This window comes from Undibacterium sp. GW821-FHT11H02 (genome assembly GCF_058808015.1).
Genome location: NZ_JBXARG010000007.1, coordinates 91,199 through 117,375, shown reverse-complemented (window position 1 = coordinate 117,375; position 26,177 = coordinate 91,199). Strand labels below are relative to the sequence as shown.

20 protein-coding genes are annotated in these 26,177 nt (G+C 47.3%); 7 read left to right on the top strand and 13 right to left on the bottom strand.

Features of this window, described 5'->3' with window-relative positions; translation table 11 throughout:
* Positions 1-8 precede the first annotated feature (8 nt).
* The 3 genes from AC1RR2_RS09395 to AC1RR2_RS09385 all read right to left on the bottom strand — a co-directional run bounded on the left by AC1RR2_RS09395 (position 9) and on the right by AC1RR2_RS09385 (position 4,419).
* Positions 9-1,508, bottom strand: coding sequence for a hypothetical protein (locus AC1RR2_RS09395; RefSeq protein WP_493221990.1), 1,500 nt, complete (start codon positions 1,506-1,508; stop codon positions 9-11).
* Positions 1,509-1,844: 336 nt separating this feature from the next.
* Positions 1,845-3,053: an aminotransferase class V-fold PLP-dependent enzyme gene (locus tag AC1RR2_RS09390; protein WP_493221989.1), complete on the bottom strand. Its 1,209-nt coding sequence runs from the start codon at positions 3,051-3,053 to the stop codon at positions 1,845-1,847.
* Positions 3,054-3,201: 148 nt separating this feature from the next.
* The gene (locus AC1RR2_RS09385) at positions 3,202-4,419 is read right to left on the bottom strand and encodes an MFS transporter (protein ID WP_493221988.1); all 1,218 of its coding nucleotides are present in this window, start codon (positions 4,417-4,419) and stop codon (positions 3,202-3,204) included.
* Positions 4,420-4,513: 94 nt separating this feature from the next.
* On the opposite strand from AC1RR2_RS09385, the gene AC1RR2_RS09380 reads away from it, so the two are divergent.
* The gene (locus tag AC1RR2_RS09380) at positions 4,514-5,431 is read left to right on the top strand and encodes a LysR family transcriptional regulator (RefSeq protein ID WP_493221987.1); all 918 of its coding nucleotides are present in this window, start codon (positions 4,514-4,516) and stop codon (positions 5,429-5,431) included.
* Positions 5,432-5,730: 299 nt separating this feature from the next.
* Positions 5,731-8,694 carry a PAS domain S-box protein gene (locus AC1RR2_RS09375; protein ID WP_493221986.1) on the top strand — a complete coding sequence of 988 codons (2,964 nt, stop codon included), beginning with the start codon at positions 5,731-5,733 and terminating at the stop codon, positions 8,692-8,694.
* A 189-nt stretch (positions 8,695-8,883) separates the two neighbouring features.
* On the opposite strand, the gene AC1RR2_RS09370 is transcribed toward AC1RR2_RS09375, so the two are convergent.
* From AC1RR2_RS09370 to AC1RR2_RS09355, 4 genes are read right to left on the bottom strand one after another with little or no spacing between them, the layout of a single operon-like run.
* Entirely contained in the window at positions 8,884-10,017 is a 1,134-nt protein-coding gene (locus AC1RR2_RS09370; protein WP_493221985.1) for an ABC transporter permease, read from the bottom strand.
* Positions 10,014-10,955, bottom strand: a complete 942-nt coding sequence (locus AC1RR2_RS09365) for an ABC transporter ATP-binding protein (protein ID WP_493222090.1) — start codon at positions 10,953-10,955, stop codon at positions 10,014-10,016. The genes AC1RR2_RS09370 and AC1RR2_RS09365 overlap by 4 nt, the downstream gene beginning before the upstream one ends.
* Before the next feature lie 5 nt (positions 10,956-10,960).
* A complete protein-coding gene (locus tag AC1RR2_RS09360) occupies positions 10,961-11,941 on the bottom strand; it encodes an HlyD family secretion protein (RefSeq protein WP_493221984.1) in 981 nt (326 codons plus the stop codon).
* A 9-nt stretch (positions 11,942-11,950) separates the two neighbouring features.
* On the bottom strand, positions 11,951-12,631 hold the full coding sequence (locus AC1RR2_RS09355) for a TetR/AcrR family transcriptional regulator (protein WP_493221983.1): 681 nt from the start codon (positions 12,629-12,631) through the stop codon (positions 11,951-11,953).
* A gap of 466 nt (positions 12,632-13,097) precedes the next feature.
* On the opposite strand from AC1RR2_RS09355, the gene AC1RR2_RS09350 reads away from it, so the two are divergent.
* Positions 13,098-14,744 (top strand): methyl-accepting chemotaxis protein, encoded by a 1,647-nt coding sequence (locus tag AC1RR2_RS09350; RefSeq protein ID WP_493221982.1) that lies wholly within the window; start codon positions 13,098-13,100, stop codon positions 14,742-14,744.
* 202 nt (positions 14,745-14,946) lie between these two features.
* Complete coding sequence (locus AC1RR2_RS09345) at positions 14,947-15,510, top strand: hypothetical protein (RefSeq protein WP_493221981.1); 564 nt, start codon at positions 14,947-14,949, stop codon at positions 15,508-15,510.
* Positions 15,511-16,035: 525 nt separating this feature from the next.
* Here AC1RR2_RS09345 and AC1RR2_RS09340 read toward each other — a convergent pair.
* From AC1RR2_RS09340 to AC1RR2_RS09325, 4 genes are all read right to left on the bottom strand, one after another.
* The gene (locus tag AC1RR2_RS09340; RefSeq protein ID WP_493221980.1) at positions 16,036-16,488 is read right to left on the bottom strand and encodes a copper chaperone PCu(A)C; all 453 of its coding nucleotides are present in this window, start codon (positions 16,486-16,488) and stop codon (positions 16,036-16,038) included.
* 66 nt (positions 16,489-16,554) lie between these two features.
* Complete coding sequence (locus AC1RR2_RS09335; RefSeq protein WP_493221979.1) at positions 16,555-17,160, bottom strand: SCO family protein; 606 nt, start codon at positions 17,158-17,160, stop codon at positions 16,555-16,557.
* Between the two features lie 90 nt (positions 17,161-17,250).
* Positions 17,251-19,596, bottom strand: coding sequence for a TonB-dependent receptor (locus AC1RR2_RS09330; RefSeq protein WP_493221978.1), 2,346 nt, complete (start codon positions 19,594-19,596; stop codon positions 17,251-17,253).
* Between the two features lie 190 nt (positions 19,597-19,786).
* Entirely contained in the window at positions 19,787-20,164 is a 378-nt protein-coding gene (locus AC1RR2_RS09325) for a DUF2946 family protein (protein WP_493221977.1), read from the bottom strand.
* Positions 20,165-20,306: 142 nt separating this feature from the next.
* On the opposite strand from AC1RR2_RS09325, the gene AC1RR2_RS09320 reads away from it, so the two are divergent.
* Complete coding sequence (locus tag AC1RR2_RS09320) at positions 20,307-20,777, top strand: CreA family protein (protein ID WP_493221976.1); 471 nt, start codon at positions 20,307-20,309, stop codon at positions 20,775-20,777.
* A gap of 217 nt (positions 20,778-20,994) precedes the next feature.
* Positions 20,995-21,858: an HDOD domain-containing protein gene (locus AC1RR2_RS09315; protein WP_493221975.1), complete on the top strand. Its 864-nt coding sequence runs from the start codon at positions 20,995-20,997 to the stop codon at positions 21,856-21,858.
* 23 nt (positions 21,859-21,881) lie between these two features.
* On the opposite strand, the gene AC1RR2_RS09310 is transcribed toward AC1RR2_RS09315, so the two are convergent.
* Positions 21,882-22,079 (bottom strand): hypothetical protein, encoded by a 198-nt coding sequence (locus AC1RR2_RS09310; RefSeq protein WP_493221974.1) that lies wholly within the window; start codon positions 22,077-22,079, stop codon positions 21,882-21,884.
* Between the two features lie 434 nt (positions 22,080-22,513).
* Positions 22,514-23,959: a D-alanyl-D-alanine carboxypeptidase/D-alanyl-D-alanine endopeptidase gene (dacB, locus tag AC1RR2_RS09305; RefSeq protein ID WP_493221973.1), complete on the bottom strand. Its 1,446-nt coding sequence runs from the start codon at positions 23,957-23,959 to the stop codon at positions 22,514-22,516.
* Positions 23,960-24,240: 281 nt separating this feature from the next.
* On the opposite strand from dacB, the gene AC1RR2_RS09300 reads away from it, so the two are divergent.
* A complete protein-coding gene (locus tag AC1RR2_RS09300; protein WP_493221972.1) occupies positions 24,241-25,959 on the top strand; it encodes a M1 family metallopeptidase in 1,719 nt (572 codons plus the stop codon).
* The last annotated feature ends 218 nt before the right edge of the window (positions 25,960-26,177 follow it).

The following is a 26,177-nucleotide window of genomic DNA, read 5'->3' as shown; positions in this document are numbered from 1 at the left end:
GGTCGGTGTTAATGTCGCACTGGACAGCGCTTGAGCTGGCGGTTTTCTAGGAACCTAATCAATACTTGATTATGAGATTTTCTGGCTTCATCGATCAAAGAAGCTGATGATGTGCCAAGTTGAACCCTAGGACAGATCAATTGTTGAAGCTGCTTATCTTCTAGCTTCGCCAATACCGCGATAAGTTGATCGGAATAGAGCATTCGCGCAGAGAGTAAACCTTTTCCAGACGCATCAGCAATATCTAACTTGACACCTCGCTCTAGCATGTAGGCAAATAGTGAAGCGCCGCCATCAGGTGTATCCGTTCGAAGTTGAAAATTCTGAAAGCGTAAATTTGATTCGTCTGACGTTAATTCGCGTAGTCGACGGTTGATTGCAAGGATTTCCTCTTCGTTCAATATGGGAATTTTTATGTTGCGCTCTTTTTGTTGTGGCCAAGTGTAGCCAAACCTACGCAAGGTCCAAGATTGCAATGCTGACCAAGAAAATTGCTCAGTTTTTTCAAGTGTGGTGATGCCCCCCGAGCTTTCTATGCGCTTTTCAATGATGACATTGACAGTTCTGATCACCGCCGCATAGGGATCAATCCCTTGATCTAAAGCATAGTGAATAATGGGCGCTGCCTGGGTCTCAAATGCCACTCTCAATAAGGAGGAACCTGAGCTAGAGATGTAATTGAGATCTACTCCATTTTCTGATAGCGCTTTGAGCCAGAGAAGTTTTTGCTCTGGTGTTTTCGTATCATTTTTTAAGAGTGCAGCTAAGTAAAACTCATGTAGTCGTTCTTTGGGGAGATGTGTTTTTTTCTGAAGTAAGACTGCTAGCAACTGAATATCCATGCTGTCGAAAACGGCTTCTGAAATTGCCAGTATGGCCTTTAAGTTATCTTCTGAATGGTAGATTGGATCATCAAGTAAAACTGCAAGCACTTCAGCCTGCTCTCGACCTACAGCGCATTCTTTGGCGACTTTGAGTTTCAGGTCTAAGTCTACTTCTTTCTGTTCTGAACTTACTAAGTTCCTCAAACTGGCAAGATCTGCTCGGCAGGCCGCGACGCGTAGTGGAGTATTTTTCCACATTAAATCATCTGCTAACTCTGCTGATAGTAATTGTTCGCTGCCTTGTTTTTCTTGTTTGGCTGTGTGCCATGTGCGAAATTGATAGTAGGCATAGAGTGAAAAGCCCCAAATGAGGAGGGCCAACACAAAAACTTTGGCTATGAAGCCGGACCTTGTAGACGCTTTTTGAGATTCACTTGCAACTTTGTGTTTTGCTTGATCTTTGCTAGGCACAAAAAGCGGAACAATGAGAGCAAGGAGCAAGGGAGGGACGATTAATATCCCCAAAATCAAAAGCAACAAGAGAAACAAACTGCCTTCAGATGCATCGCCGCCCGCGCTGGCTGGCGAGATCATAAAGCATAGGCTCAGAAACATGGCGCCATGTTTCGCCGAAAATCTAGTTTTGATCAGATTATGCCGGGGTTGATAAAAAACTTCTTTCATTTTGCGGTTCAAGTTCATTTATTTAATTGCGAAACCAGATGATGCGAATAGTCATTTTGACGCTCATTTTCTTATAGGATTCAAGTACGAACTCGCTTGAATTGTCCTGAGAATCTCGCCGATGCTATTCATAAAAATGCACTTCGTTTAATGCGGGCGAGGGCATAGAATTTGGCTTTAAGTGCCGATGAGCTTTTTTGTTCTCTGTAAATTGGTGATTTCTGAGTCCTGTGGCTAGTCCTGAATGGACATGCGCCTTGGGCTCTTTGTCTTTAAGCACTTTCAAAAAATGCTCGGATAGATACAGCGCCCGGATAAGTATCATTGTTTTCTTTCTTAGTGATGGTGCTCGTGTTCGCGTTGCTGCTTCGGTGATGTAGAAGGCTTATTTGATTCAAGCAATTGACGCAGGCCTTCGACCAGACGATCCAGATCAGACTTGCTAGTGAAGATATGTGGCGTGATGCGCACTACTTCTTGCTTGTCTATCGTTCTGGTGACGGTAAATATCTGATGGTGTTGCATCAAGTGGTCAACAACTTTTTGTGCTGAGAATCCTTCGACGCTGATGGCACGAATCGCACATGAGCGATGAGGTTCATGTGGAGTGTGATGTTGAATTGCCGTTAGATCGCTTACTTGTTCCAGCCAATACTGGCTCAGATGGCGTAAGCGAGCTTCAATGTTACGAGTGCCTATGGATTGATGAAATCGGATCGCATCGGTAATCGCCATGACTGGAGCAGGAGAAAAAGTGCCACCCAAATTAAGCGACTCTAATTTAAGCTCATGCGATGCAGTTAGGTCCTTAATTCGGTTACGCCTGACATAGAGTAATCCCGTACCTAGTGGTGCGCCTAGCCATTTATGCAGATTGACACCGATAAAATCGCAGCCCAGATCCGGCAATTGATAATTGAGTTGTGCAAATGAATGAGCCGCATCCACAATGACATCGACCTGGTACTGTTTCGCCATTGTCGTGATTCGTGCGACCGGAAGAATTTGACCATTCCTGTGTAGCAAATGCGTCAGCATGATGACGCGCGTTTCCCTTGTGATGGCGTCCTCATATTTGCTAATAATCTCATCATCGCTTATGCATGGATCGGCGATTGAAATGACATTCGTGTTCAATTGTTTACGAGACGCTAGGCTTTGTATCGTTTTTTGGACGCTATCATACTCGGTACTTGCATATAAAATTTCATCACCCACATTGAACGGATAGGCTTGCAGAACCAGATGTATCGCTTCCGTTAGATTATTTGTAATCAGTAGTTCCTCTGCATCGACCCCGCAAAATTCTGCAAGCCTTTCTTTGACTTCATGTAGCCTATCATGCAGTTGTGTTCTCAAAAAAAAGGAGGTTTTAGTATTGACCTCTGCCTGATAAGCTTGCAAGGCTGCCATTACCGATTGCGACAACACGCCGCAATACCCATTTTCTAAGTTTGTAAACGCTGTTTGGCTGGGAAAGTGCGCGCTGATATAGGTCCAGTATTCATCGTTGTCAGCGGCGATATGGGCGGTGGTTTGGTTCATTTTTTTAAAGGCTTTTGATTAGGTAGGACTTGAATGGTGCATGCCACATTTAGAAAATGTTACACCTGCAGCATGCTTCAATTGTAGCATGCTGCAGGTGTAACATCAAATGCATGCTTTCTGAAAACATGTTTCACGGCTAAGCCGTTCAATTTTGCTCGGTGCTGCGTAGTACCGCTGCGAGACTGCTTCCCAATAATAGTAGGCCGCTCATGAAAATGATCAGGCCAGGCCAAGCGGCAGTAGTCCACATACCGCCACCGACAGCGCCGAGCACACTAGCACCCGCGTAATAGCAGAATAAGTACATTGCAGATGCTAAGGCTTTTGAGGACAGCGCCAAGCGAGCCACCCAGCTACTGGCAATACTATGGGCGGCAAAAAAACAAAAGGTGAAAATGGCGATGCCGGCGATGATGGGAATCAGGTTTGTCGATAAGGTGAAAAACAAGCCCACGACCATCCCATATAAAGCGCTTAACATCATCTTTTTTCTACCAAATCTGGCGATTAAAGACGCGGCTAACACCGAGCTCAGCATGCCGAGTAGATAGAAAATAGAAATCGCACCGAGGCTGGCTTGAGAAAAATGAAAAGGCGCGGCGACCAGATGAAAGCTGATGTAGTTATAGAAGCTAGTGAAGCACCCGGTCAAGATAAATGCCAAACCAAACAAACACAGTAAATCGCGGTTACCAGCGTGTGAGCGAAAACCAGCGATGATCAGCAATGCTTGTGAGCGAGCAGATACTTCGCTGGATTTAAAATGCTGTGCGTCTGGCAGTGTCCGCCAAAACTCCCCTGCGGAATAGAGTCCAATGCTTCCCATGATGGCGAACGCAACTTGCCATGAAAAATAGTCGCAGAACAGGGCCGTAAGTAGCCGACCTGACATGCCACCTAAGGCACTGCCAGCGATATATAGGCCGATGGTGCTAGCCAATGCACTAGCGTCGACTTCTTCGCTTAAGTAGGCAATGGCGACTGCGGGCATACCGCCAAGCGCAATACCTAGCAATGCACGTAAGAAAATGAGTTGCTCAAAACTGTGCACGAGACTGCAAAGTACGGTAGTGGCGGCGGCGATGGTGACCGCCCACAACATCAAAGTTTTGCGCCCGATGATCTCGCTAATGACACTGGAGATTAAAAGTGAGAATGCTAAACACAAGGTGGAGATCGATAAAATCCAACTACTCTGTGCCGCACTCAAAGTAAATTCTGTCGCCAATAATGGCATTAGGGGTTGCACGCAATACAGCATAGAAAAACTTGCGAAACCACCAAATAACATGGCGCGTCGTATATTTTTTTGACGGCTACTAACGGAAGTAGGGAGAGGGATAGTTTGGCTACGACTAAGCATGGCATAGGTCCGCTTGCTGTGAATGCCGTCATCTTAGGATTGTGCTTTATGTCTGTCCAATATATATTAATGCTACTTTTAATACATTAAATAGATGATGGAACTGCGCCAACTACGTTACTTTATTGCGGTCGCCGAAGAGCTACACTTCACCCGGGCTGCTTTACGCATTCACATAGGACAGCCACCTTTGAGTCATGCGATACAAATGCTGGAAGATGATATTGGTGTGCGGTTGTTCGAACGCAGCAAACGTTCGGTGCGTCTGACTTCTGCCGGTCAATTATTTTTACAAGATGCAAGGCGCATCATTGCCTTGACCGAAAGTGCCGGCGAGCTGGCTAGAAAAGCCGCACGAGGCGAGACTGGTGAACTGCGTATAGGATTTACTTTTTCTACGCCATTTACTGTGTTGTTTTCTAAGGTAATTCATCGCTACAGAGAAAATTATCCCGAGGTGAATTTGATTTTTCGTGAGTTGTCTACCAATCGACAACTAGAAGAAATCGAAAAGCAGCAATTAGATCTTGGCTTGATCCGACCACCGGATGGGGCAATCGAAGAGACAGTGAAGCTGAATAATCTGCGTGTGAATTCCTTACGACGCGATCCCTTGATGGCCGTATTGCCGACGACGCACGCTTTAAGTAAAAAGAGGAAAATCGCGCTGAAAGAATTGGCCGACGAATCCTTCATTATGTATCCGCATCAAGCGGGCACTGGTATCTATCCGCAAATCATGCGGCTGTGCCAAGCGCAAGGTTTCGCGCCCAAAGTCGCACATGAAGTCGGCGAGGCGTCCACCATCATAGGTTTGGTCGCAGCAGGCTGTGGCATTTCGATTTTGCCAGGCTCGTTTGAACGTTTGCAAATGGAGGGGGTTTGCTATCGGCCGCTGTCGGATAGCAATGCGATGACTTCGTTATTGCTGGTACGCGCTAAGCGTGACAGTAATCCTTTGGTTGAGGCATTTTCTGCACTGGCTATCAAGCAAGCACAGCTTGAAAATTGAGATTAGCAATTTGTCGTATGTTGGGCTAGTAAGACCAGCACAACCTATGCAACATAAACACGATCTTGGGCGTCACTATGCTCAGTACCAATCTAGCCAAGCATGGTGCTTTTCGAGGTCTGCCAACAGTGGAATTTTGGCGATGCTCGACAAGCTGAAACCGACTGCGTGATTGGCTATCGATATGCAAAAGTCTTTGTTGTTTTCTGATACTTGCTTATTTGGAAAAAGCTTTCCTTTGGAAAATATTTAGTTTGCGTGTATATTAAATTGATCTCTTCACTTCCCACATCTCTAATATGAATAAGCGCAATTTGGGGATACTTAAACCGCTAGACTCCAGCCATTGGTCAATCCGAACATGGTTAATGTTACTGGCTTGTCTGTCGCTACTACCATTTGCCCTAATCGGCGTTTGGCAGCTCAACGATAACCAAAACGCATTACGTGAAGCGTCGTACAAAGCGCTCAATTTGGTCGCTGGCAATATCGAAGATCATGCTAAGGCCGAAATGGGCGAGCTGCAACGATTGATCAAAATGACTGCAGAAGAAATGGTAGCCGTCGATGGCGAGATTAAAGGTGAGTTTAATCCTAAGCAGTTCATGCGCTTACATCAGCATTTATCGAACATCGCTTTGCATCGTGAGGATGGTGAGCTCATTTATTCGTTCGCACCAATCAATAACGGCGCGTTGCCTATTCGAGCTTTAATAGCGCAGCGCAAATTCAATAAGGACCTTGTGCTGAGTTCTTTGTATGTTGATCAGGCAAGCGGTCGCCCCAAGATAGTCATGATCTATCCTTTCATTAATGCGAATCAAGTGTCGGTGTTTTTCTCTTTTACGATTGATTTATTGGAATTAAATAGAATATTGATGTTCAGTATTCCCACTGGGCTTGATGCCTTTGTGATCGATAGACAGGGCATCAATTTGCTACATGAGGCAGATGGCGCACGCTGGGTAAGTGTCGAGGCTAGTAAATACGCAGAAAATATTCCACGTGATGAGTTGAATCAAATTGTCTATGTCAAATTGCGTGATGGCAAACAGATGGTCTATGCGCAACGGTGGTTGTCCACGCTAGGCTGGTATGTGATGGTCGGAGAGCCTGAATCAAAAATCTCCGCGAGCTTACAAAGAAATTTGGTATTTGGCTTACTCTACTTCATCGTTTGCTTGTCGCTTGCTCTGCTGATAGCCTGGCGTTTTTCTGAAGGGATTGCTCGCCCAATTCGTTATTTGGCAAGCTCAGCGCGTGCAATTGGTTTGGGTGAAAAAAAAACCTTATCTGTATCAGGTCCGACTGAAATTGACGAGGTCGCCTTGCAACTCAATGCAATGTTAAGCGAATTAGATCAGAAGCGTGTACAGCACGACGCCTTAACGCTGCACTATGCCAATATATTGGAAAGTGCCCGTGATGGTTTGATTCTTATCGATGAGAACGACAATGTTATTGAAACGAATCAGGCAGCATTGACGATGTACAGGTATGCCGCTTCAACCCTGCAGGGGCTAAATATTCGCGATCTTTTTTGTCAGACTGAGTTAGAGTTGCAAACAAAAGTATGGTTAGAGGCGATGAACAACCCTAGTTCACTCATCGAAGCGAAACATCAAGATAGTGAGGGTAATTGCTTTTCTGTTGAGATCAGTTCAAACGCGCTCATGGTCGATGGCAAACGCTACCGCCAATGCTTTATTCGTGATATCAGCGAGCGTAAAAAACTGGAGCTATCACTGCACCACCGTAATCGGGCATTAGAAGCCTTGCGTGCCTGTACCAATGTCATTTCAAATGCAAAAACTTTGGATATGCTATTGGCGAATATTTGTATGGTCCTCATTGATCATACTGGTTATCGGATGGCATGGATAGGCGCGGCAGAATTTGATGAAGAAAAAAAAGTCCGTCCGATAGCCAGTGCGGGTGATCAAAAAAATTACATTGCAAATCTCCAGCTGACTTGGGCCGATAACGAAGCGGGACGCGGTCCAACGGGCAGTGCGATTCGTACACGTCAGACCGTGATCGCCCGAAACATACAAACGGATCCGCGCTTTAATCGTTGGCGTCAAACAGCTTTGGACAATGGTTTCAATGCCTCCATCGCTTTGCCGCTTATCGTCAACGATGTCAATTTTGGTGCCCTGAGTATTTACGCAAGCGACGGCGCTAGTTTTGACGATGATGAAGTTAGCTTGCTAGAAGAAATGGCCGCCGAGTTGACTCGCGGAATTGATCTGTTGCAGGCGCGCGAACTCGGCCACACCTTGATCAAAGAAGTGTCAGAGAAAGAGCATCGTTTTCGCATGCTGATAGAATTGTCGCCAATCGGTATTTACTCATGTTACATGGGACAAATTAGCTACGCGAACCCACGGTTTGAAGAAATTCTTGGCTATCAAAAAGCCGAATTGGAGGGTGTTTTCCTTAACTCCATCATCGCCCGCGAAGACCTTACTATTGCTGAACGTGCCCAAGAAAGCTTGGCGCTCGAAGGGCGGACAGGAAGCTACACCTTACGAGGCAAGCGCAAAGATGGCACCCTAGTCGAACTTGGATTGCAAGAAGTCAGTATTGAATTTGATGGCGTACCGGCAGTCTTGGGGATGGCGCAAGATATTAGCGAACGTGTGCGCAGTCAAGCCGAGATCGCGCATTATATTTCGTTATTGGAACACGCAACCGAGGGTACTTTGGAGGCGGTGTCTTTGATGGTTGAACAGCGCGATCCTTACACTGCCGGACATGAAAAACGCGTAGGAATCATTGCTGGTGACATCGGTCTGGCAATGGGTTTGTCGGCTGATGTCGTCCAAGGCTTACGCTTAGCTGGTATGGTGCACGATGTCGGAAAAATTAGTGTGCCAGCCGAAATTCTCTCTAAACCATCCCGCTTAAGCAATATTGAAATGGCGTTGGTGAAAGAGCATGCGCAGACTGGCTATAACATCTTAAAGAACATTGAGTTCCCATGGCCGATTGCCCAAGTGGCCTACCAGCACCATGAGCGTATGGATGGTAGCGGTTACCCATGCGGTCTGCGTGGAGATCAAATTTTGTTAGAGGCTCGCATTATCGCGGTAGCCGATGTTGTGGAGTCTATGACCTCACATCGCCCTTATCGCCCGGGCTTAGGAATAGATGCTGCACTCGAAGAGATTCGAAAAAATCGCGGAATTTTTTATGACCCTGTTGTGGTCGACGCTTGCCTTAAGCTATTCCTTGAAGATGCTTATCAGTTACCAAGCTAAATCAGTTGCCTGTTCGTGAGAGTAAGTCTTAAATCACAGTGTCATAGACTGTGCTGGCAGTTCGATCTTGGGTTAGGTGACATGCGTTTTGTTGGGCTTCGCTAAGCTCAACGCCAACCTACACGCGATTTGTTGCCGCAGGCTGGGCGGCGAAGCCCGGCCTATTTTCGCTACTAAGCAAGTGTCAATTTAATCCAAAGTCTGACGATAACGTTTGAGCGCAATAAATCCCGCTACAAATAAAAACGCCAGCATCGGCCACAGTTCTTGCGTCAGTTGTGTGATCGAATTACCTTTCAATAAAATGCCGCGCACAATACGTAGAAAATGGGTCAGAGGCAGGACTTCACCTATGTATTGTGCCCAGACTGGCATAGCGCGGAAGGGGAACATGAACCCCGATAGCAGTATCGACGGCAAGAAGAAAAAGAAAGTCATCTGCATCGCCTGCAATTGATTTTTGGCGATCGTCGAAAAGGTAAAGCCGACTGCGAGATTGGCCATAATGAAAATGCCGATCAAGGCTAATAACAGCGTCAAACTACCGACCATAGGCACATCAAAAATCACTAAGGCCGCGCTGATGATGACGGTTAATTGGATGTAGCCAATCAAGACATAGGGCAAAATTTTACCGACCATGACTTCCGCCGGACGCACCGGTGTGGCAAGTAAATTCTCCATGGTGCCGCGTTCACGTTCGCGTGTCATTGCCAACGAGGTCAGCATCACCATGGTCATGGTAAGTATGGTGCCGATCAAGCCAGGCACGATGTTGTAACGCGACAAGCCTTCCGGGTTATAGCGTTTGTGAACACGCACTTCGTAAGTGGGTGCGGTATTTTGTAAGTAGCGCAGTGGACCGACGAGGTCGTGCCGTAAGGCGAGTGGCACAATGGCATTTAAGGCAGAAATCGCATTGCCTGCAGCCGATGGATCGGTCGCATCGGCCGACAGCAAAATGCTGGGCTTTTCGCCGCGGATTAATTTTTGACTAAAGTCAGGCGGAATCACGAGCATGAATTGGACTTTGCCATTTTCTACTAAGGCATCGGCTTCGCGTTCACTAAAGCCCGTGTGATCAATTCGAAAGTAGCCGGTATTTTGTAAGGCGGCAGAAAAACTGCGTGCCAATGGGCCATGATCGAGATTGACTAAGGCAGTCGGCAGGCCTTTGGGATCGGTATTGATGGCATAGCCAAACATGATTAACTGCATGATAGGAATCCCGACTGCCATCGCAAACGTGAGGCGGTCGCGCATCATCTGTTGAAACTCTTTGATGAAGACCGCTAACATGCGTGCCACAGAAAAGCGGCTCATGATTTCACCTGTGTGTGAATTTTGTCGAGCGTGAAATTGTCCGGCGCGGCAGCGATCATGCTGATGAACACATCTTCCAGATTGGCAGAGCTGGGCGTTATCGTTAATCTGTCATTACGAATCTTATCAAGCGCGGCTAATACTAAGTTTTCATCCAGACCCGCGACATGCAAGGCATTGCCAAAAGCGGCGACACTCAGCACGCCTGGTGAGGACTTTAAGGGGGCTAATAGAGCGCTTAGTCCCTGACCTTGTAGCGTCCAAACTTTCAGTGCAGAGTCAGCGATGATCTGTGCCTCGGTACCGCGCGCCAAAATTTTTCCATAGGCGATGTACACTAATTCGTGACAGCGCTCCGCTTCGTCCATGTAATGGGTGGAGACTAAAACGGTGATGCCTTGTGATGCCAGATCATGAATCTGATCCCAGAATTCTCGGCGCGCACGTGGATCAACGCCAGCAGTCGGCTCATCAAGTAAAAGCAAGCGCGGCTGATGGATTAAACAAGCAGCTAAGGCTAATCTTTGTTTCCAGCCCCCTGAGAGCGAGCCTGCGAGTTGTGATTGGCGGGCAGTCAAACCCAAGCGCTCCAGGCAGGCGTCGACTGCATCCTTGCGCTGTGGCAGTTCAAACAGACGGCCAATAAAATCGAGGTTTTGGCGTATGGAGAGATCTTCATATAAGCCAAATTTTTGTGTCATATAGCCGACTTGACGTTTGATCTGCGCCGCGTCTTTAAAGATATCTAAACCCAGACAAGTGCCGCTGCCAGCATCGGGTGTGAGCAAACCACAGAGCATGCGTATGGTCGTCGTTTTGCCGCTGCCATTGGGTCCAAGAAATCCGCAAATGCTGCCTTGCGCAAGCTGAATGTCGACTTGATCGACTACCTTGCGACCATCGTAGGACTTGCTTAAGCCGGTGACATCAATCGCCATTGAATTCACGATTTTTTCTCCACCTCAGTGTTGAGTCTCTTAACATCAATAGGCTGTCCGGGATGCAGGCGAGGGGAAGCAGGGTCGGGTTTCGCTTCGACCATAAAGACCAATTTGGCGCGTTGTGAATTCGAGTAAATGACGGGGGGCGTGTATTCGGCTTGGGTAGAAATCCGTGTGACGGTAGCTGTGATACCTGTGCCGCATTGGTCGCAAGAAATCTGCACTTGCTGGCCTGCTTTCACTGTCGCAATCTCGGCTTCAGGTACGAAGAAACGCAATTTGATATTCGCCGGTGGTAGTAGTGATAATATAGGCTGACCCGCTGCGACTACTTCACCAGCGCGGAAAAACACCTCGGCAATTTGTCCTGCCACCGGTGCATTTTGTGATTTCTGCGCGCTGCGCCAATTGGCGAGGCGTAAGGCTTGTTGCGCGGCGTCGGTGTTGGCTCCAGCGGCTTTACGTTCATCGATTCTGGAGGGGAGTTTGGCGACGGCTAATGCCGCAGTTAGTTCTTTGACGCGCGCTTGCGTGAGTTTGACATTGGTGAGGGCATCGTCGAGTTTGGCTTTGGAGATGAAGCCTTGAGTCACTAATTGTTGTTGACGCTGCAGATCGTTTTGCGCCAGCGTGGCCTGTGCTTGGGCATTACTCAGTTGTGCTTGCGTGATTGCCAGCTCATCTTGACGTCGGCCTTTATTCGTATTTTCGGCTTGTGCTTTGGCGGCGATTAATCTGGCCGCGACTTCTTCACGACTGGCTTCCTCGGCTTCTTTATCGAGCTGGAATAAGAATGCATTTGCTTCAATCTGTTGTCCCGCAGTGACGCCCAGCTTCTCTATGCGACCACCGATAGGCGCCGACAAATACAGATATTCGCCTTCGACATAGCCCGACCAGTTGGTCGATGCTGTCGGCTGACAGGCCATGAAGAGCAGGCAACTTAGGCCTGTTAGCAGTGTTTTAGGGCGTAACAAAGACATGGCAGACTCTCATTCAGGATTGGTTTGTTTGACTAAAATGCAGTGCGATTCGGCGATGGTGTTGACGCTTTGCTTTAAGGCGAACAAGGCACGATCAACGCGCTCAGCAATGCCGGCGTCGCTGAGTACGGTTTCCTTCATTTGTTCTTGAAAGAAGTCGGGTGCGAAACCGAGTTGCATGACGCGTGGTGCGATGAGCATAGGCGCGGCTATCGATCCCATCAAAAAGCTGAAGGCTTGCATAGGTGCGATGTCTGCAAGTTCCTTATCTTGAATTGCCTGCAGGATCAGACTCAAAATCAATTGCATATGGCGTGCACCATTTTTTTGTAAAAATTGATTGGCCGCAGCATCGCCCCGACTAGCGTCGCTCCACACTCTGCTCAGCCATCCGCCATGCTCGCGTAGCAAACGAGGCAGCAACAACATGGTCTGGCGCAGACGTTGTAGGGCGGTGCCGGGATGCAGGGTCTCTGCCTGCAATTGTTGGAACAAATCTTCGTACATTGATTGCAGCAAGATCGCCAGAAAGTTGTTTTTGCTACGAAAGTGGTAGTGAAACATGCCCATATTGACTTGCGCATGTTCTGTCAGGGCGCGTAGCGATAAATCACAGCAACCGCAATGTGGGAACAATTCGCGCCCACTTTGCAGCAAGGTTTGATCGATATTTTGTGAAGGTCTGGCCATGTGGCTTCATTATTAGGCGAGTGACTAGTAATTGCCAGTGTGCGACTAAATCATAGTTTGGTCAAGCTCAGGCGTGAATTTTGCTTATGGCTATGGTTAGTAATTTTTTTATGTAAATTGAATTAGGGTGGCTTGCCAGCTTCTGGCGCTTAGTGCTGAGGTGAGGATCCACATAGGACTTATGCAAAATTGCGCTGGCTAGGCGCACACCAGAACGCCAGCATCTGTTTTAGGTAAGTCCCACCTCAAAAACCAAGTGCTTTAAATCAACTTGCAATTTGCAGTAAAAATAGTTCTGTACGGAAATGTTTTTATTTACTATTATTTTGTTTTGTAAATACTTATTTATTCGAATTATTCGATATGTCTTGCTGCTGCACTGTTTCATGAGATCAGCTAGTTCGGTAGGACAAAGTAGCTCAATCAGGCTCGTAATGACATTCGCTTCCCAATAAAGGATGAAAGTATGAAAATTGCAACCCGTCTTATTCTCCTCATTTCTAGTCTGGCGCTGGTCTGTTTTGTCGTAAGCGGTATAGGCATGTACGGCTTAATCAAATCAAATGCCGCGATACTCACCATTTATGCTGACAGAACCGTTCCCGCCGTTGATATTGGCAAAATTCAAAGCTTAGTGGTCAGTAATCGACTGGAAATTGCTATGGCTTTGTTGGACCAAAAACCCGAATCTGCGCAGCGAGCCGTGCAGCACTTAGAGGCGAATATCGCCAGTGCGAACAAGATGTGGGAAGCCTATATGGCAACCTATTTAACTCCCGAAGAAGCGAGCCTGGCACATGATTTTGCGGCCAATCGGGCGCGATATTTACAAGAGGGCCTGCTGCCGACGATGAGCGCGCTGCGGGCCGGTGATTTTACCCAAGCGCAAGCACTGATGTTAGACAAAGTCAGTCCGCTTATGTTACCCGTAAAAGAGAAAGGCGATGCGCTATTGCAGCTGCAAATGGATGTCGCTAAGGAGGAGTTCGATGCCGCCATTGCGCGCTTTGAAGCAATCCGAATGACAGCGATTATCGTTACTGTTCTCGGTTTGATGGGGGCGACGGCGTTTGGTTGGATGACGGTGCGTTACATCAGTCGTCAACTGGGCGGCGAACCTATCGATGTGGCGCGGATTGCACAAGCGATAGCGCAAGGCGATTTAACGCAAGAGATTGCCTTAAAAAATAATGATCAATCGAGTTTGCTGTTTAGTATGAAAGAAATGAACAGTAATCTGGCCAACGTCGTTAGTCAGGTACGCGGTGCCACCGATACGATTGCGACTTCCTCTAGTCAGATCGCCACAGGCAATTTAGATCTGTCCTCGCGCACCGAAGAACAGGCCAGTTCGCTGGAAGAGACCGCATCTTCATTAGAAGAATTAACCAGCAATGTCAGGCAAAATGCCGACAATGCGCGCCAGGCCAGCCAACTGGCGAGTTCAGCTTCTGAAGTCGCGGTCAAAGGCGGCAGCGTGGTGGCTGAAGTCGTCTCGACCATGGGTTCCATTAATGCCTCATCAAAACGCATTGTTGATATTATTTCTGTCATAGATAGTATTGCCTTTCAGACCAATATCCTGGCTTTGAATGCAGCGGTGGAAGCCGCACGCGCCGGTGAGCAGGGCCGTGGGTTTGCTGTCGTAGCATCCGAAGTCAGAAATCTGGCGCAGCGCTCTGCCAGTGCCGCAAAAGAAATCAAATCACTGATTGATCACTCGGTACAACAAGTCAATTTAGGCGCAAAATTGGTCGATGAAGCAGGCGTCACTATGCAAGAGGTGGTCAGCAGTGTGCAGCGTGTTTCAAACATCATTAATGACATTAGCCATGCCAGCAGTGAACAGTCTTCTGGCATCGATCAAATCAATGTCGCAGTATCGGGCATGGACAATGTGACTCAACAAAACGCCGCCCTGGTGGAAGAAGCTGCCGCCGCCGCCGCGGCTTTAGAAGAGCAGGCGGAGCAATTAAGTAGTTTGGTCAATACTTTTAAACTTAGTGAGTACGATGGATCACTTCAACATGGAAATCGACTCAAGTTGTCGTCTGTTCGACAAGCCAGAATGTCAGAAACCAGATCAGATCCACCATTGCGACTCATTGCGTAATCTGTGTTTGCATATTCTTGTAATCAGAATAATCATCTCAGAATGTGATCGTAATGGCACTAAGCTGGGAGAAATTACGTGTTAAATTCAAATTCTTTACATGCGAAATTGGTACTCAGACGTGTAAATCTCCTTGAGCAATGACTACTAGACCTTTAAGGTCGATCAGCCTATGATGGTATTTTGATTGAAGAGGATGCGTATGAAAAAATTATCTACCCTGCATAAGTCACTGTTGTTACTAATCAGTGCCAGCTTGATGTCGGCGCCAGCCTTTGCGGATAAACCGGCCTGGGCTGGGTCCGATCAAGGCAAATCAGAACAACATGGCAAAGGAAAAGGCCATGACAAGCAAGATAAGCGTGATAAGCATGACAGAGGCGATGATCGCGACCGCGATGATAAAGGCGGGTACGATGGCAGAGGTGAGGGAAATCAGCGTGAAGTAACTCGCAATTATTTCACCACACAACAAAGGACGGTCTTTGTTGATTATTACTCCAATGAATTTCGCGAGAAGGGTTGCCCTCCGGGCCTAGCCAAGAAAAAGAATGGATGCCTGCCACCAGGTCAGGCCAAGAAATGGAAACGTGGACAAGCATTGCCAAGAGACGTTATCTATGAGGAAGTACCGCAGCGAATAATCACCGTGATAGGCGCACCTCCAACAGGACACAAATACGTCCGTGTGGCGAATGACATTTTGTTGATGGCTATAGGCACTAGCATGATTATTGATGCGATTGAAGATTTAAATCGCCGATAATTTTTATTTGTTAGCTTTTTTTGTTAAGGCCGACAAGCAAGCTTGTCATTGGAAATTTGAGAAATTTAAGCCAGCCGGAGAAATCCGGCTTTTTTATTCTCAAGCTTGAAGCTGAGCCGACTGCTTGTTAGTCATTGACCTGATTGCTCAGTTCTCATCCGAATGTTCTCGGCTTTCACCTCTTCATTCAGCGCAGAAAGGTCATGAGGAAGCGCATCGCATTGGTCTCCCTCATTGACCCCAATCAGTCGAATTTGAATGACACGATTTACGCCCTTGTATCGAATGCACCCAACGTCCTGCACGGAAAAGGCGCTGATCATCCGGAAGATCTCGCCGGATGTCTTAGGCTGCCTCATCACAAAGCAATGACCGTCTGAAGCGTAAGCGAACAGATCAGGCGCTTCCGTAGTCGGCATACCGCAGGACGTACAGCATCCATCTTCAACATAGAAGTCGCCTGGTGCATTCTCTGGAAATGGGATTTTCGATGACATCGCGTTTGTGAACCAATGGAACAGTGGATCACATTTTGTGCGCAGTGGCAGCCATTGCCTTGCCAACCGCTTTCACTTCTATGGTTTGCGTCTTTTTATCTTTGCCTTCGACTGTCAAGGTCAGTGGGATAAGGTCGCCTTCTTTTACTTGAGAAGTTAAGCCCAACAGCATCACGTGATAGCTACCTGGTTTCAATTCCACGGTTTTACCTGCGGGCAAATCGAGGCTCATGATTTGGCGCATTTTCATGACGTCTTTGTCCATTTCCATGGTGTGTATCTCGACGTTTTTGGCCGCTGGTGAGCTGGCCGAAATGATTTTCGCATCTTGGGTGGCGGTTAGCTGCATGAAGGCGCCCGTAGCTTTTTGTTGTGGAACGGTGGCGCGCACCCATGGGTCTTTGACGGTCACTTGAGAAAACGCGGCGGCACTGATCGTTAAGCTGAGTGCAGCCAAGAGGGGAGTAATGATTGGTTTCATGGTATTTCCTTTCGGTGATGGGAACTGCATAAAAATAAGTTTACTGCAAAACGGGAACAAAAGAATTCAAGATGCTTGTTTCATCAATTGGCGAATATCATCTGCGAATTGTTCTGCCTTATGTTCGTGCCGCATGGCCAGTCTGATTTTGCCTTGCGTATCGAACAGATAACTGAGCGTGGAGTGATCCATGGTGTAGCTATTGCCGGTAGCGACCTTAGCATAAAAAACTTTAAACTCGTCAGCAACGTGTCTTGTTTGTTCTGCATTGCCGCGCAGGCCGATAAAGCTAGTATCAAAATTTTGCGTGTAGGCGCGCATCAGGTCGGCAGTGTCACGTTCGGGATCAATGCTGATGAAGATCACTTGTAATTGCTCGCCATCTTTACCTAGTTTTTGTTTGACTGCTGCGGCACGAGCCAGCGCGGTCGGGCAGATATCAGGACATTGCGTAAAGCCAAAAAAGACTAACACGTAGCGACCTTTAAACTCGGCCAGTTGTCGCAGCTTCCCATCGCTATCACTGAGCCTGAAGTCACGACAATAGTCGGTACCTGTAATGTCTATGCTATTGAAGTGGGTGAGTTTTTTTTCACATGCTGTCAGGCTTAGTGCCAAGGCCGACATCAAAAATACGCGTCGCTCTTTTGAATCGATCTGAGAAAAATTCATGATGATTTTTTGGTTTAGGTTGAAATGACTCTGTTTTACTTGAATAGACCGGCTACGCCTAAATCAGCGAACGACGGTCATCCAAATCACTTAGTAATCAAACTTCAATTCCGCCACCACACTACGTTGGGTGTAAGGATGGAAGGCCCAATACTTCTTGTTATTCAAATTGTCGATGCCAATGGCGGTACTCCATTGCTTGTCGATTTTGTAGCGCACGCGTAAATCCGCAACGATGAAGCGAGAAACGCCAGTGTAGGTGAACTCGTTAATATCGCTATTGTCTAGTGAGCCGAATTGGCGACCGCTATACCTTACGCCTAGCGTTGTACTCAATTGATCGTTGTAGCGATAGCTGGCAACAAAATTGGCACGCCATTCTGGTACGCGTGGTTGCCACTTGCCTACACTCTTGAGAAATTTATCGTTCTTGACGATTTTTGAATTCGCGTAAGTCATGCTGGCCGCGAGATCCAAACCTTGCAGTCCTACATCACTGGCCTGATAGGCGATTTCTAAGCCATTGGTGCGTATCTTGTCGACGTTTTGAATATTCGTAATGGCCGGCGAGAGCAAAGTATTCGTTTGTGAATACAGCGCATCTTGCGTGTCTTCGTGGAAGAAAGTGACGCGCAATAAACCTTTGCCATAGTCTAATGACTGCTCAGCACTCCATTCGCTGGTCCAGGATTTTTCAGGTTTGAGATTAGGATCATTGTTGACGATGGTTTGAGTAGATACCGTACCTTGATACAGCTCCGACACGGTAGGCATGCGAATCGCGCGACCTAGTGAAGCTTTGAGTGTCAGTTCATCGTTGGCGCGATAGGCGAGCGCCGCTTTTGGAGAGAAGTAGGATTCATCACGTTGGGCAAAAGGCAAAGTCGTGGTCGCATTCGAGAGCGCGCCATCATGAGCAGACCATTGTTCGAAACGGCCACCCATAATCGATTTCCATTCCGTGTTGATGCGCCATGCATCTTGTAGGTAGAAACTATTCAGTTCTGAATTGCCTTGAAATGCGGAGTAAGGTTTGGTTGCAGCGGCGCTAATCCAGTCTGTGGTATCGGATACTTCAGTACGCAGTTGATAGGCTTCTCGTTGGTAGCCAAATTCGGCAGTATGTTGCGGATTCGGACGCCAGATGCCTTTAATTGCGAAGGTGTTCCAACCTGTGCCGCTACCATTCGTGATACGTCCTGCGCCGCCAGTATCGGCGATCGGTATCGCTACGGTTGGCGCTCGGACGATGTCTTTTTGGTAGTCGTACAAACTGGCTGCCAACTCCCAATCCCATTCGCCTTTGGTATTGCTCTTTACATTCAAGCCGTGGGTGATGTGTTCTAGTTGATTCTTGCTGTTTGAGATGTCGACAGGCTGGTTTTTGCTATTCGTGACATCGCCAGGATTGAGCGTATATTTTTTACCAGCGATATTGACGTCACCGCTATAGACTGGATTGCCAGCGGCGTCGCGCAAATAAGATACGGCACTGCTATGCATATCATTGCGCCACGCGCCAAAAGTATAGCTAGCGCGTAGCGTTGATGTGATTTCGAAAGCCAGTTTGATCTTGGCGTGATCTTGTATCGTATGGTATTGACCTGTTGCAGCGACTAACCACCAATCAAGTCCTTGTGGATTCTTACCAGGAATTGCACCGGTTACAGGTTTACCCGCAGTGCCTGTTACGCCGGCTGAGACCAATTTATTCACGAAGGCAATCGGGTGACCGTTGCTATCAAGGCGATTGATATTCGCCCACCAAGAAAATGCACCCTGTTTATTACCCAAGCTCGCGCTCAGTTGTTTCCCGCTGTAACGCTGATCAGTGCCGCTTTCTTGAAAATTTTCAGAGATGCCTAAAAGTTTTGCGTGCGCTTCAAATTTTTCTGGCATACGCGTCACATAATCAACTACCGCGCCGACAGAATTACCCGAGTAGGCCGCAGAAAAGGGACCATACAGCACATCAACTCTTTGAATCTCTTCCGGCGTGACCAGACCCCAACGCGGCGTGAAAGTAGCGCTATTGCCCAATAGGTTAGACAGCAAGATGCCATCGGCATACACCAAAGATCGGGCGCTATTACCTGTACCAGAAGCGCGGGTCGCTAACACGGCGTGATTGTAATCGCCGACATAGCGCTTGCGCACCAGCAAACTCGGCAAGTATTTGAGTGCATCTTCGGCGTCGATGGCATTGATGGTCGTTTCTAAAGTTTTGTCGCTGATACCTTCTATCGTGGTCGGAATTTCAGTTGGCAGTGTGGTGGGTCTATCACCCTTGATCGTGACGCGCTCGATTTGGTCTTTACGATTCTGTTGATCGTCCTTCGATTTATCGTCGTCCGCCGCAAACGCGCTTGCGCAAAACAGAGGGAAGGCGGCAGCAATCGCTAATGCGATGGTATGGTGTTGAAATGCGTTTTTCATGAGCTCAGTGTTCACTATCTGGCGCAAAAACTTTGGCGTTTGCGCACAGAGAAAGTCAAAATAGAACGGTGCTTTAGTGCGTAGACAATTCAAACTGAGAATCAGATTGAATAGTCCAACAGCAAGCAAAGTTCGAAACAATTTGTGACGCTAAAATGAATGGCGAATTAAAGCGTCAACAGCGTTTGATTTAATTGAACAGTGGTGGCCCGCGAGCGGGCAGAGGGGCGGAGACGATTGCAGCAAGACGTGCGGCTGGAATCGATTGTGTCGCATAGGATAATGTATGAACCGGCGGACAAACATCCGAAACGGGAAGTTCAGGAGCGATACCGGTCGGTACACAGAACGAGCATTCTAAGCTGTGCGTTGTAGCTTTACCATCAACGATCTTACCTGACTCATTGACAAACTTAATGCCAGTGCTGGTACATATCATGCTCATGCCTTTTCCAGCCACCATAGGCGCAGCCATCGCGACACTGAGTGTTAATCCGTACAGGAACAACACAGCGATCACGAGCTTATTAGCACGGCGTAAGTGATGGAATAGGGAGGAAGAGAACATGGGGCGCGATTGTAGCAGAAAATGACTGCGGCCAGATAACGCTGCAGATTATGCGCCAGATTAAAGAGCAAGGACGCCTAGCTTGATTAATATGAAAACAAGCGTACAGTGCGGGACATTAATCTTAAATGAAAGTCGAAAAATGAAGCATCTCAATAAAGTAATTTTCGGTTTGTTATTGATCGCGAACAATGCGCAAGCCCAAAAAATCGGTAGTGTTGATACTGTTTTCAAGCTAATTGGCCCCGATCATAAAATAGTGGTGGAAGCTTACGATGACCCCAAAGTCAAAGGTGTTACCTGCTATGTGTCGCGTGCTAAAACTGGCGGCATTAAAGGCGGTTTAGGTTTGGCCGAGGATAAAGCCGAAGCATCGATTTCTTGTCGTCAAGTCGGCGCGATCAGTTTCGAAAAACCTTTGAAGCAACAGGAAGAAGTATTTAATCAAAGTCTTTCTATTTTGTTTAAAAAATTGCGAATAGTGCGCATGGTTGATGTGGAAAGAAACACGCTGGTGTATTTGACCTATTCTGATAAATTGATTGAAGGTTCACCTCAAAATAGTGTGACAGCGGTGCCTGTTGAACGTCATTTGCCGATTCCATTAAAGTAATTGAAATTGATTAAACTATTGGAGGGGTTTCATAGAACTCGGCCATGTTTGAACGAACTAAGAGCGTGCAATGAGCATATAAACTGAGGGCTAGTTCTAGGGCCTAATGAGCTTACTATTGGGTTTGAATTGATTTCCCAAAGGAAATAATGTCTAATACTGGGAATAAGCCTTCCTTCAGTCTAATATTTTTTTTAAATTATCTTTTGCAATCACGATGAATTCTAGCGTCCAACCTGTGGTGTCTGACAAGCAAGCTGTCGATAGTTTGTTAAAAACCATACGTATCCCACCACGCCCAAGTTTACTGGTCGAGATGCAAAAGGAATTAAATAAGGATGAACCGAGTGCGCGAGGTTTAGCAAAAATTATTGCCAATGATGTGTCGCTCGCGGCGTCTTTATTAAAGCTGACAAACTCGTCTTTTTTTGGTTTGCGTTTGAAAGCGCAATCGGTCGATCATGCAGTGGGTTTGATAGGGACTAATCAAACTGGCATGCTGATGACGGGTATTCTTGCGCGTCAGTCGGTTAATTCTGCGGGGCCGGCGCTCGGTAAATTTTGGGATTTTTCGACCAAGCGGGCGCAGGCTTTGAGTGCAATGGTGAAGCGCTTTCCTGTCTGTTCGGCTGATGTCGCCCATACCTTTGGTTTGTTCTGCGATATTGGCGTGCCGATTTTAATGGAACGCTTTCCTGATTATGCTGAGACTTGGGCGAAGGCGAATAATGAATTCGATCTGCCATTAACACAAATTGAAGACCAGCATCACATCACTAATCATGCTTCTATCGGTTCTTTGATGGCACGCACATGGGGTTTGCCAGAACAAGTATCAACGGCGATTTTGCTGCACCATGATTACAGTACCTTAGAAGATACGGCGACCGAAGACGGTGTGCGGGGCTTGATCGCCTTATCGACCCTGGCCGAATATGCGATTCAAAAGTACGAAGGACAGGAAAGTTCAGCCGAGTGGTTTAAGGCCAGTGAACGCGTATGCCAGTACCTCGGTATAGGGCTACACGATGCTGAGGACTGGTGTGAAGAATTGCAGGACATGTTCAATCAGACACATTGATCTTTATAGGGTAGCTAAATCGATTAGCGCGGTTTGCCACCTAAGATACGTGCTGGTAAAAACACGATAGCGCGTAATAATTCAAACACCCCATCGAGCGCAATCCCCAGTAATCGAAATGGTAGGAGTAATAACCATACGATGGGATAAAGCAGTAGCGCCAGCAAGGCCAGAGGCCAGCACAGCAAGAACACTATAATCCAAAGCAAAAAGCCTATCATGGCGAAACTCCTGTTAAATCAATGAGCAAAAATCAATGAACGAGTAAGTCGCTATTACTGTAGCGAATCTACGCGTCTCGATGCAATCGTAATGAGATAGAACGCAAAATGCGGGGTTCGAACGGTAGAGCTGTTCTTTAAACAAATTGGGCGTTCAATCATGTTTTAAAACCCTTCAATTCCGAGGTGCCGAGGCGCCGGGGAGCTCAGAGAAAAGCAAAGACCTTACTGATTCTCTCCGCGTATCTCTGCGCCTCTGCCTCTCAGCGTCTAGGCGTCTAGGCGTTGAGTGGTTTTGATTTTTGTCTAAAGCCGCAAGTGTTCAATTCGATCCTATTGCTAGCAAAGCGATTTATTTACCACTCGATATCATTTTGTTTTCACCTTAACTGAACGACCTTTGGGTGTGAACGGTGATTTCAATCGCGATCAGATCACGGCCTGCCGCTCGCCACCCAATTTATTAATTCGTCCAAAATCGGACGCGCACGGCTGATGCCAGCCTCATCACTATTGATTATTCCTACCACGATCCAGTCGTTTTGCTGCTGATCGCGTACATAACCGGCAATCGCGACGACGTTTTTTAGCGTGCCCGTTTTAATCCGCGCACGCGCTTCTGCGGCACTGGATTTGAGACGCTTGCGCATGCTGCCATCCATGCCAACTATCGGTAAGCTGGCAGCAAATTCTGGATACCAGTTGCTGTTCGCTGCGACTCTCAAAATACTGGTTAATTGATTCGCGCTAATGCGATCGCTGCGCGATAAACCCGAGCCGTTTTCAATAGATAAACCGGTGTCGGCTATATTATTTTTTGCTAGCCAGGCGCGCACTACCGCATTTGCCGTTTGACTGGTATCGGCAAAATTTCTCGCTAGCGGCGACTCGGCGCCCATGGTTAAAAATAAGATGCGTGCCATGGCATTGTCGGAGAATTTATTGATGATGCGTATCGTTTCTGCCAAGCTTTCAGATTCTCTCTGCACTAGCAAGGTAGCATTCGCCGGCGTGCTGCCGTCTTGAATTTGTCCTTGCCAACTGCCACCCAGTTCGGTCCAGAGTGCGCGTATCACGCTGCCAATATAGGCATTGCGTTCCATGACATTCAGATACACCGTGGCTTGACAGTTTTTAGGAAAAACGCCACTGAGCGTGATCTCTATCTGTGCTTGTTTATCGATCGTGGTTTGCGGTGCAAGCCAGCCATTTTTCCATTCATTGCAAGCTGCGTTACTGCGTGTCATTTGATTTTTTAGCGTGACGCGTTCCATAGGCGTCAATAATTTGGTTTCTACCGTATTGCTATCAGCGCTAATGGAAAATGCGCTGATATTGCTGTGTATAAGTAGGGCATCTGGAATAACGTTGTAATACGCATCGGGATTTTCATCGAAGGACGTGAAGTTCAATTCGGGGCGAGCCGGTTGGAAATAACTGCGATCGAGCACGATGTCGCCTTGGATGTCACGTAAGCCTAGTTGGCGTAAATTGCGTAGTAGCTGACTCAATTTGTCCCAGGTGAAATTGGGATCGCCACCACCTTTAAAGTACAGTTTGCCATTCAAGCTGTTCTGCTTGATCGTTGCATCGGCGTAGATCTGGGTTTTCCAACGAAAGTTCGGACCCAGTTCATCTAGAGCGATGAAGCTGGTCAGTAGTTTCATCGTTGAGGCGGGGTTGAGCGCTTTATCACCTTGTAGGTTGAGCACATCACCGTTCTGGCGATTTGGCGCAATCACGACGCTGAGGGCCGATTTTGGGAGATTGGCTTTCTTTAATAAACTCTCTACGCTGCTAGGCAATAGATCTTGAGCCATGCTGGGAATAGAGATTAAGCTACCTAATACGAAAGAAATAAGGAAGCGGGGTAGATGCATGGATCTGGCCTTCAATCAAAGAATGCGGTAAGGATTGCCAGTATGCCATGTCAATATAAATTCCCGCTCAGCTTGTTGAACTTTTAGGATAGGATTGCGCTCTAAATATATCTATAACCAATTTAAGCTCTTTAAATCGCATTGGCTAGTGTCAACCCTTGAGCATGTTTGAGCCGGGGGAGTGAAGCCTAAAACAGTGCAATCGCACGACGAGGCGACCACAGCAAGGCCAACGTCTGTTTTGCATAAGTCCTACTATTAATCTCTACCGCGAATACTCTATGAAACTTAAAACTCTCGCTTTGTTGTGCTCAATCTTGTACGTCACCAGCGTTCAGGCGCAAAACACTTTGCCTGCTTCATCCCAGCCTAGCGCTTTCACCATGAGTTCAGGCACCGAGCGTAGTGCCGAGCAACTCGCCATGGTGTTTGAAAAGGCGGACTTGAGCTTAAAGCTAGATCCGGAAACACGCAGCATTCAAGGCACAGCGGTATTGGTGTTTTCTGCCAAATCAAGCTTAAAACGTATTGCCGTGGAATTGGATAAGAACTTGCCAATTGAGGCAGTCACTATCGATGGCGTGCCCTTAGCCTTTGACGCGATCAGCAATGTCGAAGGACGCTTGTTCCTGACTCTGCCCAAGCCTTTGAAAACGGGTGAAAAGGCTGAAGTCAGTATCCGTTATCATGGCATACCACGAATTGCCAAGCGCGCACCATGGGATGGCGGCTTTGTCTGGAGCAAGACGCCATCTGGCGAGCCATGGATAGCGTCTGCGGTGCAAGGTGAGGGCTGCGATTTATTCTGGCCATGTATAGATCACCCTATGGGAAAACCAAAGTTGATGACCCTCCATATCACAGTGCCTGCACCTCTTGTCGTGGCTGGCAATGGCGTAGCGCAAGGCATGGAAGAAAAAGACGGTTGGCGTACCTATCACTGGCAAACCAAAAATCCCAGTACCTACGGGATTGCCATCAACGTAGGCCCTTATGAATTATTAGAAGGCGAGTATCAGAGCCGTTTTGGCAATCGGATTGCGCTGCGCATGTGGCATCTGCCAGCGAACAAAGAAAAGGCACAAGGCTTGATGGCGGAGTTTGCACCTATGCTGGATTTCTTTGAGAGTAAATTCGGTCCTTACCCGTTTGGTGAAGAAAAAATGGGCGTGGTGGAAACGCCGCATTTAGGTATGGAGCATCAAACCATCAATGCTTACGGCAATGATTATCTCAAGTCTGCCCATGGTTATGACTGGCTTTTACATCATGAATTTTCACACGAATGGTTTGGTAATCAGTTGACCAATGAGAATTGGGATGATTTCTGGTTACATGAAGGTTTCGGCTCCTACATGCAACCGCTGTATTTGCAATACCTGCGTGGTGAGCGTGATTATCAGGTGGCTTTACACGAGCAAAGAATTCGTATCGTGAATAAATTCCCTATGGTGACCGGTCACTCTATGAGCGAGCACGATGTGTCGAATGGCCCCGGCAATGATGTGTACTTTAAAGGTTCTAATCTCTTGCATACCTTACGTGGTTTGATCGGTGATGAAGCCTTTTTTAAAGCCGTGCGCTTGTTGGTGTATGGTCGCAATGATCCCAAACCAGGCAATTTCGCACCGCGTTACAGCACTAGCAAAGAGTTTATTCAGATCGTGAATCAAGTGACCAAGAGAGATTGGAATTGGTTCTTCAAAGGCTATTTGACACATGCACGTTTGCCAGAAGTTTTGGAACAACGCGAAGGGAATACTTTGCATTTGAAATGGAAATTGCCAGACGACAGCGAATTTCCTTTGCCCTTGCAAGTCAGGGTCAATGACAAAATCGTCAGCCTGCCTATGACGCATGGTGTGGGTAAAGTCGTTTTGCCACCAAACGCCACATACACCATAGATCCGGGCGCTCGAGTCTTAAAACATGAGCCACATTTGGACATATGGGTAGCGGATGCGGCAGCGCGGGCTAAGGCACGCGCTAAGGCAAAATAAGGTGTCAATACCGAGTTATATTTCCTCAAGGAAAACTGCGCCTGAGTGCGACGATAGTCTTACTACTGTCGCGGTTTTTCTGCCTCTTATCGGCTCCTCTCTGCAAATATCGCTAAATTAATAGTATTGGCTAAAGTTTAAGTTATACTCGCTTCCTTTTTTTATGTTGGTTCGCTCACTTTATGATTTGAGTGAGGCTTCAACGCCAGAGATTCTTA

Excerpts from the sequence above, each read along its gene's own strand:
- AC1RR2_RS09395 (WP_493221990.1), bottom strand. The coding sequence starts at position 1,508 with ATGAAAGAAGTTTTTTATCAACCCCGGCATAATCTGATCAAAACTAGA.
- AC1RR2_RS09390 (WP_493221989.1), bottom strand. The coding sequence starts at position 3,053 with ATGAACCAAACCACCGCCCATATCGCCGCTGACAACGATGAATACTGG.
- AC1RR2_RS09385 (WP_493221988.1), bottom strand. The coding sequence starts at position 4,419 with ATGCTTAGTCGTAGCCAAACTATCCCTCTCCCTACTTCCGTTAGTAGC.
- AC1RR2_RS09380 (WP_493221987.1), top strand. The coding sequence starts at position 4,514 with ATGATGGAACTGCGCCAACTACGTTACTTTATTGCGGTCGCCGAAGAG.
- AC1RR2_RS09375 (WP_493221986.1), top strand. The coding sequence starts at position 5,731 with ATGAATAAGCGCAATTTGGGGATACTTAAACCGCTAGACTCCAGCCAT.
- AC1RR2_RS09370 (WP_493221985.1), bottom strand. The coding sequence starts at position 10,017 with ATGAGCCGCTTTTCTGTGGCACGCATGTTAGCGGTCTTCATCAAAGAG.
- AC1RR2_RS09365 (WP_493222090.1), bottom strand. The coding sequence starts at position 10,955 with ATGGCGATTGATGTCACCGGCTTAAGCAAGTCCTACGATGGTCGCAAG.
- AC1RR2_RS09360 (WP_493221984.1), bottom strand. The coding sequence starts at position 11,941 with ATGTCTTTGTTACGCCCTAAAACACTGCTAACAGGCCTAAGTTGCCTG.
- AC1RR2_RS09355 (WP_493221983.1), bottom strand. The coding sequence starts at position 12,631 with ATGGCCAGACCTTCACAAAATATCGATCAAACCTTGCTGCAAAGTGGG.
- AC1RR2_RS09350 (WP_493221982.1), top strand. The coding sequence starts at position 13,098 with ATGAAAATTGCAACCCGTCTTATTCTCCTCATTTCTAGTCTGGCGCTG.
- AC1RR2_RS09345 (WP_493221981.1), top strand. The coding sequence starts at position 14,947 with ATGAAAAAATTATCTACCCTGCATAAGTCACTGTTGTTACTAATCAGT.
- AC1RR2_RS09340 (WP_493221980.1), bottom strand. The coding sequence starts at position 16,488 with ATGAAACCAATCATTACTCCCCTCTTGGCTGCACTCAGCTTAACGATC.
- AC1RR2_RS09335 (WP_493221979.1), bottom strand. The coding sequence starts at position 17,160 with ATGAATTTTTCTCAGATCGATTCAAAAGAGCGACGCGTATTTTTGATG.
- AC1RR2_RS09330 (WP_493221978.1), bottom strand. The coding sequence starts at position 19,596 with ATGAAAAACGCATTTCAACACCATACCATCGCATTAGCGATTGCTGCC.
- AC1RR2_RS09325 (WP_493221977.1), bottom strand. The coding sequence starts at position 20,164 with ATGTTCTCTTCCTCCCTATTCCATCACTTACGCCGTGCTAATAAGCTC.
- AC1RR2_RS09320 (WP_493221976.1), top strand. The coding sequence starts at position 20,307 with ATGAAGCATCTCAATAAAGTAATTTTCGGTTTGTTATTGATCGCGAAC.
- AC1RR2_RS09315 (WP_493221975.1), top strand. The coding sequence starts at position 20,995 with ATGAATTCTAGCGTCCAACCTGTGGTGTCTGACAAGCAAGCTGTCGAT.
- AC1RR2_RS09310 (WP_493221974.1), bottom strand. The coding sequence starts at position 22,079 with ATGATAGGCTTTTTGCTTTGGATTATAGTGTTCTTGCTGTGCTGGCCT.
- dacB (WP_493221973.1), bottom strand. The coding sequence starts at position 23,959 with ATGCATCTACCCCGCTTCCTTATTTCTTTCGTATTAGGTAGCTTAATC.
- AC1RR2_RS09300 (WP_493221972.1), top strand. The coding sequence starts at position 24,241 with ATGAAACTTAAAACTCTCGCTTTGTTGTGCTCAATCTTGTACGTCACC.